Origin of the sequence: Streptomyces marokkonensis (genome assembly GCF_039539045.1) — a bacterium.
Lineage (GTDB): Bacteria > Actinomycetota > Actinomycetes > Streptomycetales > Streptomycetaceae > Streptomyces > Streptomyces marokkonensis.
The window spans coordinates 1-13,117 of record NZ_BAABCQ010000062.1; the positions used below are offsets into that span (position 1 = coordinate 1).

Sequence of the window (13,117 nt, forward strand, 5' to 3'; positions counted from 1 at the left end):
CAGTAATGTGCGCGTCGCCGCGGCGGCGCGGGAGGCGACACCGGCTCCGGGTGAACCCGAAAAGGATCTCACCCTCGTCTCGCACAAAGCTACGAAGATCGCTTTTCGCACGGGCGGCGTGGTCGGTATGTTCACGGTGGGGCTCGGCCTGCTGGGTGCCTGCTGCGTGGTGCTGGTGTACGCGGCCGACGCGCCGAAGGTCCTGGAGGGTTTCGGCCTCGGTGCCGCTCTGATCGCGATGTTCATGCGGGTCGGCGGTGGCATCTTCACCAAGGCCGCCGACGTCGGCGCCGACCTGGTCGGCAAGGTGGAGAAGGGCATTCCGGAGGACGATCCGCGTAATGCCGCGACCATCGCCGACAACGTGGGCGACAACGTCGGCGACTGCGCGGGCATGGCGGCCGACCTCTTCGAGTCCTACGCCGTGACCCTGGTGGCCGCGCTGATCCTCGGCAAGGTGGCCTTCGGCGACGCGGGGCTGGCGTTCCCGTTGCTGGTCCCGGCGATCGGCGTGATCACCGCCATGATCGGCATCTTCGCGGTGGTGCCCCGGCGGTCCGACCGGAGCGGCATGAGCGCGATCAACCGGGGCTTCTTCCTCTCCGCGGTGATCTCGCTGGTGCTGGTGGCGGTGGCCGTCTTCGTCTATCTGCCCGGGAAGTACTCCGAGCTGGAGGGCGTCACGGACGCGGCGATCGCCGGCCGGGACGGTGACCCGCGGATCCTCGCGCTCGTCGCGGTCGCGATCGGCATCGTGCTCGCCGCTCTGATCCAGCAGCTCACCGGCTACTTCACCGAGACCACCCGACGCCCCGTCAAGGACATCGGCAAGTCCTCGCTCACGGGCCCCGCGACCGTCGTCCTCGCCGGTATCTCGCTCGGCCTGGAATCCGCCGTCTACACCGCACTGCTGATCGGCCTCGGCGTCTACGGGGCCTTCCTGCTCGGCGGTACGTCGATCATGCTGGCGCTGTTCGCGGTGGCGCTGGCCGGCACAGGCCTGCTCACCACGGTCGGTGTGATCGTCGCCATGGACACCTTCGGGCCGGTCTCCGACAACGCGCAGGGCATCGCCGAGATGTCCGGCGACGTCGAGGGCGCCGGCGCCCAGGTCCTCACCGACCTGGACGCGGTCGGCAACACCACCAAGGCCATCACCAAGGGCATCGCCATCGCCACCGCCGTCCTCGCGGCGGCGGCCCTGTTCGGGTCGTACCGCGACGCCATCACCACCGGCGCGGCGGACGTGGGAGAGGACCTCACCAGCGACGAAGTGCCGATGACCCTGATGATGGACATCTCGCAGCCCAACAACCTGGTCGGCCTCATCGCCGGCGCGGCGGTCGTCTTCCTCTTCTCGGGCCTGGCGATCAACGCCGTGTCGCGGTCGGCGGGCGCGGTGGTCTACGAGGTGCGGCGGCAGTTCCGGGAGCGTCCCGGAATCATGGATTACACCGAGAAACCGGAGTACGGCAAGGTCGTCGACATCTGCACCAGAGACGCCCTGCGGGAACTCGCCACGCCCGGGCTGCTCGCCGTGATGGCGCCCATCTTCGTCGGGTTCACGCTCGGCGTGGGCGCGCTCGGCGCCTTCCTGGCGGGCGCGATCGGCGCGGGCACCCTGATGGCGGTGTTCCTCGCCAACTCCGGTGGTTCCTGGGACAACGCCAAGAAGCTCGTGGAGGACGGTCACCACGGCGGCAAGGGCAGCGAGGCCCACGCCGCCACCGTCATCGGAGACACGGTCGGCGACCCGTTCAAGGACACCGCGGGCCCGGCGATCAACCCTTTGCTGAAGGTCATGAACCTGGTGGCGCTGCTCATCGCTCCTGCGATCATCAAGTTCTCCTACGGTGCCGACGAGAGCATCGGCGTACGGGTGGGGGTGGCCGTCGTCGCATTCGCCGTCATCGCCACCGCGGTCTACGTCTCCAAGCGGCGCGGAATCGCCATGGACGACGACGGCGACATCGACCCGGAGCCCAAGTCGGCCGATCCGGCGGTGGTTTCGTAGGTCCCGGCTCGGAGCCTCGCCGAGGGAGCAGGCCAAAAGGCGGGCGTACGGCGCGTATTGACGCGTCGTACGCCCGCGTCGTGCGTGCGTGCGCCCTTCATCGTGAGCCTTATCTCTCTTGGTGCAAATGGCTTCAATACGGTCCTAACGGATGTTCGTCCTGCGGATGTCCCCCATCCGGCGTGTATGTTCCGGGGCCGAGAGCCATGGAAGGGACCAATCCGGTGAACAAGAAGCTCGCGGCCGCACTGTCCGGCGGTGCGGTACTGGTACTGGCGCTGACGGGATGCAGCAGCGACGACGACAACGACAAGCTGGACTCCTGGGCGAAGGAGGTCTGCGACGGAGTGCAGCCGCAGGCCAAGAAGATCGAGGCGGCCAACGCGGCGATCCAGAAGGAGACCTCGGACAACAGCACGCCGGAAGAGGTCCAGAAGACCGACGCCAAGGCGTTCCAGGACATGTCGGACGCCTACAAGGCGATGGGCGGCGCCGTCCAGAAGGCCGGGGCGCCGGACGTCGAGGAGGGCGAGAAGAAGCAGAAGGACGCGGTCACCGAACTCAACGGCCTCTCCTCGTCGTACGCCTCCCTGAGGAAGCAGGTGGAGGAGCTCGACACCAAGGACCAGGCGAAGTTCGCCGACGGTCTCAAGGACATCGCCACCGAGCTGAACAAACTCAGCAAGAGCGGCAGTGACGCGCTGAAGACCCTCGAGGAGGGCGACGTCGGCCAGGCGATGGCCAAGCAGGCCAGCTGCAAGTCGGCCTCGGTGACGCCCTCGGCCGCTGCCGGCTGACCTCCGCCGCACGGGCGCGGGGCGGGGCGCAGGCCGCGGCACCACGGCGGGGTGCGGGCCGCGGGGCCACAATGGGGGAGTGAGTAACGCCAGCCTGTCCCCCCTGCCCTGCGCCGACCGCCCCGACGTCACCGCGCGGCTGCGGGACGCCCTGCTCGGGGCCTCCTTCACCGCCGACGGACTGCTGGAGCTGCTCGGCGCCCCCGCCTACGCGGCGCTGTCGCGCAGCGAGACCGTGCCCGCGCTCCGAGCCACCCGCGGCGACACACCGCTGGAACTCCTCGTACGGCTGTTCCTGCTCCAGCAACCCGCCCGTCACGCGCGCGTGGCGGACGTATTGCCCGTCGACGCGTGCCTGGAGAGCGGGTGGCTCGTCCGCGCGGGCGACGACGAGGTGGCGGCCACCGTGGACGTACGGCCGTACGGCGGGCCCGGGGGCGAGGACTGGTTCATCGTGTCCGACCTGGGCTGCGCGGTCGGCGGCGCCGGCGGCATCGGCAGCCACGCCCAGGGCGTCGTCCTCGGCGTCGGCGGCGCCTCCACGACCCTCGCGGGCCTCACCGTCCGTACGCCCGTCTCCGCCGCCCTCGACCTCGGCACCGGCTCCGGCATCCAGGCGCTGCACGCCGCCGCGCACGCCACGCGTGTGACGGCGACCGACGTCAACCCGCGCGCGTTGCACATCACCGCGCTCACGCTCGCCCTGTCCGGCGCCCCGGTCGCCGAACTGCGCGAGGGGTCGCTCTACGAGCCGGTCGACGACGACGAGACGTACGACCTGATCGTGTCCAACCCGCCGTTCGTGATCTCACCGGGCGCCCGCCTCACCTACCGCGACGGCGGGATGGGTGGGGACGATCTGTGCCGCTCGCTCGTTCAGCAGACGGGAGAGCGTCTGAACGAGGGCGGGTTCGCGCACTTCCTCGCCAACTGGCAGCACGTGGAGGGGGAGGACTGGACGGACCGGCTGCGCTCCTGGGTGCCGCGCGGCTGTGACGCCTGGATCGTGCAGCGCGAGGTACAGGACGTCACGCAGTACGCGGAGCTGTGGCTCAGGGACGCGGGCGACCACCGCGGAGACGCGGCCGAGTACCAGGCGCACTACGACGCGTGGCTGGACGAGTTCGAGGCGCGCAAGGTCAAGGCCGTCGGCTTCGGCTGGATCACGCTGCGCCGGACCGGTGCCGCCGAGCCCTCGATCACCACCGAGGAGTGGCCGCACCCGATCGAGCAGCCGCTCGGCGAGACCGTGCGCGCGCATTTCGACCGAGTCGACTACCTGCGTGCCCACGACGACGCGGCCCTGCTCGAAGCGCACTTCACGCTGGCCGGTGAGGTTGTGCAGGAGCAGGTCGGGCTACCCGGAGCCGAGGATCCCGAGCACGTCGTCCTGCGCCAGAACCGCGGCATGCGCCGGGCAACCCGGGTCGACACCGTCGGCGCCGGATTCGCCGGTGTCTGCGACGGCACCATGAGCGCCGGCCGCATCCTGGACGCCATCGCCCAGCTGGTGGGCGAGGACTCGGTGGCGCTGCGCGACCGCACGCCCGCGCAGATCCGGCTGCTGGTGGAGCAGGGGTTCCTTGAACCGGCGTAGAGCCTCGTCGGCCGGTCCCCGTCGATTCCGGTCCCCGTCGAGCCGGGCCTTCGTCGAGGGCCCGGCCTTCGCCGATTCCGGGCTCCGCGTCGATTCCGGACTCCGCGCCGATTCCGTTCCCGTCGAGTCAGGCCTCCGCGTCGAGCCCGGTCCCCGTCGAGCCGGGCCGTCGCCGAGTCCGGCCTCCCTGTCGATTCCGGCCCTCGTCGAGCGCGGCCTCCGCGCCGTACGCCCCGACTCCGCTGCCGCGCCGTACTTCCTGACTCCGCTGCCGCGCCGTACGTCCCGACTCCGTCCCCGGTTCGTCGCCACCCGTCCCCGTGCACAACCCCTTGCCGTACGGCCCGCCGGTCCTCCGCCGCCCCGTCGCCGCCGGGGAAATCGGTCCTGACGCAGAACCGGCCACGCGCGCGGGCCGTCGGCTCGCCGTTCACCTCGGGTTCGCCTTTCCGCCGCCGTCGCGTGACAGCCTCCCGGAGGCTGGACACGCGCAGGCTGGAGCAAAGGGGCACGGGGACCATGGAGAGCGGGCCGGCGATCTTCGCGGGAATGGTGTTCGCCCTGTTCGGGGCTGGTCTGCTGGTGTGGACCGCGACGCGGGTCCGGCAAGGCCGGCCGGTCGCGCACGGTGTGAGTCCCGTCGCATCGGCGACCGTCGCGAGCATCGCCGCGGTGGTCGCTCTCGCCCTCGCGGCATGGTGCCTGACGCACGTGTGAGAGGCCGGTTCAGGCCCCCGGCCGCACCCCCGCCCGGGTAACCGGGGGATCGCGCTCCGGATACACGCATGAGGGCCGGTAAACACTCCGGGCGGCAGGAACAGGGTTCGTCGGGTTACCGTTCGAGTGGCCGTTGCGGGCTTTTCCCGTTTGACACGGGGGCGGGAGGTACCGTCACACTCCGCAGCGTCACGACCGAAATGCAGCACGACCCCGACCCCGGGAACACGGCCTGGGGAGGCCCAGCGTCGACCGGAGAGAAGAGCGAAGTTGTCCCCGACCAGCGAGACCGCGAACGGCGGCCGCCGACTCGTCATCGTCGAGTCGCCTGCCAAGGCGAAGACGATCAAGGGCTATCTCGGCCCTGGCTACGTCGTCGAGGCGAGCGTCGGGCACATCCGCGACCTTCCCAGTGGTGCCGCGGAGGTGCCCGAGAAGTACACCGGTGAGGTTCGCCGACTCGGCGTGGACGTCGAACACGACTTCCAGCCGATCTATGTGGTCAACGCTGACAAGAAGGCTCAGGTCAGGAAGCTCAAGGACCTGCTGAAGGACTCCGACGAGCTCTTCCTCGCCACCGATGAGGACCGCGAGGGCGAGGCCATCGCCTGGCACCTCCAGGAAGTCCTCAAGCCGAAGATCCCCGTCAAGCGCATGGTGTTCCACGAGATCACCAAGGACGCGATCCGCGCCGCCGTCGCCAACCCGCGCGAGCTCAACCAGAAGCTCGTCGACGCCCAGGAGACCCGCCGCATCCTCGACCGCCTCTACGGCTACGAGGTCTCGCCGGTCCTCTGGAAGAAGGTCATGCCGAAACTCTCGGCCGGCCGCGTCCAGTCCGTCGCCACGCGCCTCGTGGTCGAGCGGGAGCGGGAGCGCATGGCGTTCCGTTCCGCCGAGTACTGGGACCTGACGGGCACCTTCGCGACCGGCCGCGCCGGTGACGCGTCGGACCCGTCGCAACTGGTGGCCCGCCTGCAGACCGTCGACGGCCGGCGCGTCGCCCAGGGCCGCGACTTCGACTCCCTGGGCCGGATCAAGAGCGCGAACACCCTCCACCTCGACGAGGCGAACGCCCGCGCGCTCGCCGCCGCCCTGGAGGACACGCGCTTCGCGGTCCGCTCCGTCGAGTCCAAGCCGTACCGCCGCTCGCCGTACGCCCCGTTCCGTACGACGACGCTGCAGCAGGAAGCTTCGAGGAAGCTCGGCTTCGGCGCCAAGTCGACCATGCAGGTCGCCCAGAAGCTGTACGAGAACGGCTACATCACCTACATGCGTACGGACTCGACGACCCTGAGTGACACGGCGATCACCGCCGCCCGCGCCCAGGTCACGCAGCTGTACGGCGCCGACTACCTCCCGGCCCAGCCGCGGACGTATGCCGGCAAGGTCAAGAACGCGCAGGAGGCGCACGAGGCGATCCGTCCCTCGGGCGACCGCTTCCGCACGCCCGCCGAGACCGGGCTCACCGGCGACCAGTTCCGCCTCTACGAGCTCATCTGGAAGCGGACCGTCGCCTCCCAGATGAAGGACGCGACCGGCAACAGCGTCACCGTGAAGATCGGCGGCGCCGCCTCCGACGGCCGGGACGTCGAGTTCAGCGCCTCCGGCAAGACGATCACCTTCCACGGTTTCCTGAAGGCCTACGTCGAAGGCGCCGACGATCCGAACGCCGAGCTGGACGACCGTGAGCGCCGGCTGCCGCAGGTCACCCAGGGCGACGCGCTGACGGCCGACGAGATCACGGTCGACGGCCACGCCACCAAGCCCCCGGCCCGCTACACCGAGGCGTCGCTGGTCAAGGAGCTGGAAGAGCGCGAGATCGGCCGACCGTCGACGTACGCGTCGATCATCGGCACGATCCTGGACCGCGGCTACGTCTTCAAGAAGGGCACGGCACTCGTCCCGTCCTTCCTGTCCTTCGCCGTCGTCAACCTCCTGGAGAAGCACTTCGGGCGGCTCGTCGACTACGGCTTCACCGCCGAGATGGAGGGCGACCTCGACGCCATCGCCCGCGGCGAGGCCCAGGCGGTGCCGTGGCTGAAGCGGTTCTACTTCGGCGAGGGCGCGGGTGAGGGCGGCGCCGCCGACGCGGGCAACGGCGACGGGGACCACCTCGGTGGCCTCAAGGAGCTCGTGACCGACCTCGGCGCGATCGACGCGCGCGAGGTGTCGTCCTTCCCCGTCGGCAACGACATCGTGCTGCGCGTCGGGCGTTACGGCCCGTACGTCGAGCGCGGCGAGAAGGACTCCGAGAACCACCAGCGCGCCGACGTCCCCGAGGACCTGGCGCCGGACGAGCTCTCCGTCGAGCTGGCGGAGGAACTGCTCGCCAAGCCGAGCGGCGACTTCGAGCTGGGCACCGACCCCGCCACCGGCCACGCCGTCGTCGCCAAGGACGGCCGCTACGGCCCCTACGTCACCGAGGTGCTCCCCGAGGGCACCCCGAAGACCGGCAAGAACGCCGTGAAGCCGCGTACGGCCTCGCTGTTCAAGTCGATGTCGCTGGACACGGTCACCCTGGACGACGCGCTGAAGCTCATGTCGCTGCCGCGCGTCGTCGGCGCCGACGCCGAGGGCGTCGAGATCACCGCGCAGAACGGTCGCTACGGCCCGTACCTGAAGAAGGGCACGGACTCGCGGTCCCTCACCTCCGAGGAGCAGCTCTTCACGATCACGCTGGAGGAGGCGCTGGCGATCTACGCCCAGCCCAAGCAGCGTGGCCGGGCCGCGGCCAAACCGCCGCTGAAGGAGCTGGGCACCGACCCGGTCAGCGAGAAGCCGGTCGTGGTCAAGGACGGCCGCTTCGGCGCGTACGTCACCGACGGCGAGACCAACGCGACCCTGCGCTCCGGCGACAGCGTCGAGGAGATCACGCCGGAGCGGGGCTACGAGCTGCTCGCGGAGAAGCGCGCCAAGGGGCCCGCCAAGAAGACGGCGAAGAAGGCCGCCGCGAAGAAGGCCCCGGCCAAGAAGGCGACGGCGAAGAAGACCGCGGCCAAGAAGACGACGGCCGCGAAGACGACGGCCGCGAAGAAGACCGCGGCCAAGACCACGGCGAAGAAGACGGCCACCAAGACCGCCGCCAAGACGGCGACCGCCTCCAAGTCGTTGGAGGACTGAGCCCGGCTCAGCAACCGAAGAGCGTTCCACGCGCTCTTCGCGAAACGAACGCCCCGGCATCATTTCGGTGTCGGGGCGTCCGTACGTTCGGCCGGGCACGCCGGACTGTCCGAGACGGCAGATAGGCTGAACGCATGACGCGAGCCGAGCAGCCAACGGCCACTCACCCCGCCCCGGACGATGCCCTGGTCGCGGACTCCCGCGAGCGCGCCGTCCGCGCCCTGCTGCGCCGCCCGCAGTTGAGGCGGTTGTGGAGCGCACAGCTCGTGGGGGGTGTCGGCGACATCCTCGCCCTCCTGGTGCTGGTCCTCCTGGCCGTCCAGGCCGCGATCGGCGCGGGCTCGTTCGGCGGGGGCTACCGGGGCGTGGCGTTCGCAGTGGCGACCGTTTTCGGCGTACGCATCCTGGCGACGCTGCTCTTCGGTGCCGTTCTGCTCGGCCCCCTCACCTCACTCACCTCACCGGACGGCCCGCTCGACCGGCGCTGGACCATGGTCGGCGCCGACGGGCTGCGGGCCGCGCTGCTGATCGTCGCTCCGCTGTGGATCGACTGGACGCCGGACGACGCGCTCGCCGTCCTCCTGGTGACCGTCTTCGTCACCGGCGTCGCCGAGCGCTTCTGGACGGTGTGCCGGGAGAGCGCGGCCCCCGCGCTGCTGCCGGCGCCGCCGCTGGAAGGCGCGACGGTACGGCCGCTGCCGGACCACATGGACGCGCTGCGCCGCCTGTCACTGCGTACGGGCTTCGTGGCGATCCCCCTCGCCGGTGCCGTGCTGGTCGTCGCGGGTCTGCTGAACAACCTGCTGGGCGCCGGCATCGACTGGTTCGCCGAGCACCAGGCGGCGCTCGGCTCGTACGTCGCTGCCGGGCTGTTCGCCGCGTCCCTGTGCGTGGTGTCCTTCCTGGAGCTGCCCGGCGTACGCACACCGCGCGCGCGGTCGCCGCTGGAGGGCATGCGCCGCCCCAAGAGCGGCACCGGCGTCGACAAGGGCCGCACCGGAGTCCTTCCCCTGCTGGTGCTCGCCTGTGCGGCGGTCGCCGCGGTGGTGTCCGCCGTGGTCGCCGTGGCGGTGCTGCACGCCAAGGACCTGGGCGGCGGGCCCGTCCTGTACGGGCTGATGGTGGGCGCGCTGACCGGCGGTGTCGTCGTCGGTATCCGTACGGCCCCCGCCCTGCTGCCGTCCCTGTCGCGCCGACGCCTGCTGGCCCTGGCGATCGCCGTCGCCGGCGTCGCCCTGCTGGCCGCCGGGCTCGTCCCGGACGACACCACCGTGCTGCTGCTCCTCGCCCTGGCCGGCGTCGGCGCGGGCGTCACCGCCAATACCGGGCACACGCTGCTCGACCAGGAGACCGAGGAACACCGCCGGGCGCGGACGACGGAGCACCTCCACGCGGTCGTCCGCGTCTACGTGGCGCTCGGCGCGGTCGTCGCACCCGTGATGGCCGCCTTGATCGGACCGCACCGGCTGGAGAACGGCAGGTTCGTCTTCGCGCACGGCGGCGCCGCGTTCATGCTGATGCTGGTCGGCGCGCTGCTGCTGCCGGTGGCCGCGCTGGTGCTGGCCAAGGTCGACGACCGCTCCGGGGTGCCCCTGCGGCACGACCTGCGCGACGCGCTGCTCGGCGGCGACGACCCGGCGCCGACGCCCGTGTCGAACGGTTTCTTCATCGCCCTGGAGGGCGGTGACGGCGCGGGGAAGTCCACCCAGGCCGAGGCCCTCGCCGAGTGGATCAGAGGCAAGGGCCACGAGGTCGTACTGACGCGCGAACCGGGGGCGACGCCGGTGGGCAAGCGCCTGCGGTCCATCCTGCTGGACGTGTCGAGTGCCGGGCTGTCGCACCGCGCGGAGGCACTGCTGTACGCCGCCGACCGCGCGGAGCACGTCGACACCGTGGTCCGGCCCGCGCTGGAGCGCGGAGCCGTGGTCATCTCCGACCGGTACATCGACTCCTCGGTCGCCTACCAGGGCGCCGGCCGTGATCTGTCGCCGACCGAGATCGCCCGCATCAACCGCTGGGCGACCGACGGGCTCGTCCCGCATCTGACCGTCCTGCTGGACGTCCCGCCGGAGACCGCGCGCGAGCGGTTCACCGAAGCGCCGGACCGGCTCGAGTCGGAGCCGGCCGAGTTCCACGCGCGCGTGCGCTCCGGTTTCCTGACCCTCGCCGCGGCCGACCCCGGGCGTTACCTCGTCGTGGACGCGGGCCAGGAGCCCGAGGCCGTCACCACCGTCGTACGCCACCGGCTCGACCAGGTGCTGCCGCTGTCCGAGGCCGAGATCAAGGCCCAGGAGGAGGCACGCCGCAAGGCCGAGGAGGAAGCGCGCCGCAAGGCCGAGGAGGAGGCCGCGCGCAAGGCCGAGGAAGAGCGCCTGGAGCGCGAGCGCCTCGAACAGCTGGAGCGGCTGCGCGCCGAGGAGGAGGAGCGCAAGCGGCGCGAGCTGGAGGAGGCTCAGCGGCGCGAGGCCGAACGGCAGGCCGAGGAGGCCAGGCAGCGGGCCGAGGAGGCCCGCCGGAAGGCCGAGGAGGAGCGGGCACGGCTCCTGGCGGAGGAGAAGGCACGGGCCGAGGAGGAGGCGCGGCTGCGGGCCGAGGAGGAGCGACGCCGCAAGCAGGCCGAGGAGGAGGAGCGGCTGCGGGCCGAGGTCGAGGCCCGGCGCCTGGAGAAGCAGCGCAAGGCCGAGGAGGCCCTGATGCGGGCCGAGGAGGCCCGCCGGGCGGCGGAGCAGGCGGCGGCAGCGGCCGCGGCCGGTCCGAAGCCGACGGCACCTCCCGCGGCGGACGCGCCCCGCCCGGTCCCGCCGGCTCCGTCCTCGTCGCACACCTCGCACCCCTCGCACCCCTCGGACGCGATGACCGTGCCGACGCCGGTCGTGAACCCGACGAACGCCTCGGGCGGGTCGGTGGAGGACACGGCGGTACTGCGGCCGGTGCGGGACCCCGCCGACTCCCGTGACGACCGGCGCGGCGCCGAGGACGGCTCCCGGGGCGAGCGCGGCGACGACGGCCGGGCACCCGGGGCACCGGAAGCCTCCGACCGCGAGTTCGCACCTGAGCCCGAAGCCCAGTCCGAGTCCGAGTCCGAGTCCGAAGTGACGACCGAGCTGCCCATGCCGCCGGTGCCGCCCGGCGCGGCGGACGAGACGGCGGTGCTGCCCGCTGTGGAGCCGCGGGCCATCGACGAGACGGCGGTGCTGCCCCCCGTACGTGAGGACGACCCCGCCGACCGGGTGCCGCCGGGCTACTTCCGAAAGGACGGCCCGGCCGCCCGTACCGACCGGCCCGAGGAACCCCAGGACCGCACGCGCGAGCTGCCGCAGATCGACCCGGATCAGGCACCGCCCCGCAGGCGACGCCCGGACTGGGCCGAGGAGACACCGCTGGACGACCTGCCGACGCTGGCGGACGAGCTGCTCGGCCCGCGTGACGGAAGCGGTCGGGGCGACGTCAGGCGTGACGGCCGGGACGATGACGAGGGCCGTCGGGGGAACGGCCGCGGCAGGCGCTGACCGGCCGGGCCACCGACCCGGGCCCGTGCGGGCCCGGCACCCGGCACCCGCTGTCAGTGCCGCCCCGCACAATGGAGGACGCGGCGCGGAGTGCGGAGCGCGGAGCAGTACGGCGTCGGAGTGTGACGGAAGGACGGTGTGACCCGTGACCGTGTGGGACGACCTCGTCGGGCAGGAGAGGGTGAGCGAGCAGCTCGCCGCCGCTGCCCGGGACGCCGACGCCTTCGTCACCGCGGCAGCGGCGGCCGGCCCGCTGCCCGAGACGTCGAGCATGACCCACGCCTGGCTGTTCACCGGCCCGCCCGGAGCCGGGGTGACGCAGACGGCGCGGGCCTTCGCCGCCGCGCTGCAGTGCGTGAGCCCCGACCGTGCCCTGGGCGGTGTCCCCGGTTGCGGCTTCTGCGACGGATGCCACACGGCGCTCGTCGGCACTCACGCGGACGTCAGCACGGTGGTCGCCATGGGCGCGCAGATCCTCGTGGAAGCGATGCGCGACACGGTCCGCAAGTCGTTCACCTCACCCGCGAACGGCCGCTGGCAGATCATCCTCGTCGAGGACGCCGAGCGGCTGAACGAGAAGTCCGCCAACGCCGTCCTCAAGGCCGTCGAGGAGCCCGCCCCGCGTACGGTCTGGCTGCTGTGCGCCCCGTCCGTCGAGGACGTCCTGCCCACGATCCGCTCCCGCTGCCGCCACCTGAACCTGCGCACGCCGTCGGTCGGCGCCGTCGCCGACATGCTCGTACGGCGCGAGGGCATCGAGCCGGACGTCGCCGCCGGCGTGGCCCGGGCCACGCAGGGGCACGTCGATCGTGCCCGCCGTCTGGCCACCGACCCGGCCGCCCGCGAACGACGGGCCGCCGTGCTGAAACTGCCGCTGCGGGTCGCGGATGTCGGCACCGCCCTCAAGGCCGCCCAGGAACTGGTCGACGCCGCAGCGGAGGACGCCAAGCAGCTCGCCGGGGAGATGGACACCAAGGAGACCGAGGAACTGAAGGCCGCCCTGGGCGCGGCCCAGGGCGGCCGGCTGCCGCGTGGTACGGCAGGCGTGATCAAGGACCTGGAGGACAACCAGAAGCGCCGCAGAACACGTACCCAGCGCAACAGCCTCGACCTGGCCCTGACCGACCTCACCGCCTTCTACCGGGACGTCCTCGCCCTCCAGCTCGGCTCCCGCGTGGCGATCGCCAACGCCGACGCCGAGGACGCCCTGGAGCGCCTCGCCCGCGCCGGTACACCGGAGTCCACCCTGCGCCGCATCGAGGCGATCGCCGCCTGCGGAGAGGCCCTCGACCGCAATGTGCCTCCGCTGCTCGCGGTGGAGGCGATGACGATGGCGCTGCGAGCGGGCTGACCGTTCAGG

The 13,117-nt window shown here is 71.9% G+C and carries 7 protein-coding genes; all 7 read left to right on the forward strand.

The window, feature by feature from the left end; genetic code table 11:
• On the forward strand, window positions 1-2,014 hold a 2,014-nt coding region (locus ABEA26_RS17300), incomplete at its 5' end, for a sodium-translocating pyrophosphatase (protein WP_345593311.1).
• A 206-nt stretch (window positions 2,015-2,220) separates the two neighbouring features.
• The gene (locus tag ABEA26_RS17305; protein ID WP_345593312.1) at window positions 2,221-2,811 is read left to right on the forward strand and encodes a nucleoside/nucleotide kinase family protein; all 591 of its coding nucleotides are present in this window, start codon (window positions 2,221-2,223) and stop codon (window positions 2,809-2,811) included.
• A gap of 79 nt (window positions 2,812-2,890) precedes the next feature.
• Window positions 2,891-4,408 (forward strand): DUF7059 domain-containing protein, encoded by a 1,518-nt coding sequence (locus ABEA26_RS17310; RefSeq protein ID WP_345593313.1) that lies wholly within the window; start codon window positions 2,891-2,893, stop codon window positions 4,406-4,408.
• A gap of 519 nt (window positions 4,409-4,927) precedes the next feature.
• Window positions 4,928-5,125, forward strand: a complete 198-nt coding sequence (locus ABEA26_RS17315) for a hypothetical protein (protein WP_345593315.1) — start codon at window positions 4,928-4,930, stop codon at window positions 5,123-5,125.
• 270 nt (window positions 5,126-5,395) lie between these two features.
• Window positions 5,396-8,248, forward strand: coding sequence for a type I DNA topoisomerase (topA, locus tag ABEA26_RS17320; protein WP_345593317.1), 2,853 nt, complete (start codon window positions 5,396-5,398; stop codon window positions 8,246-8,248).
• Between the two features lie 134 nt (window positions 8,249-8,382).
• Window positions 8,383-11,757 carry a dTMP kinase gene (tmk, locus tag ABEA26_RS17325; protein ID WP_345593318.1) on the forward strand — a complete coding sequence of 1,125 codons (3,375 nt, stop codon included), beginning with the start codon at window positions 8,383-8,385 and terminating at the stop codon, window positions 11,755-11,757.
• A 145-nt stretch (window positions 11,758-11,902) separates the two neighbouring features.
• Window positions 11,903-13,108, forward strand: a complete 1,206-nt coding sequence (locus ABEA26_RS17330) for a DNA polymerase III subunit delta' (RefSeq protein ID WP_345593319.1) — start codon at window positions 11,903-11,905, stop codon at window positions 13,106-13,108.
• The last annotated feature ends 9 nt before the right edge of the window (window positions 13,109-13,117 follow it).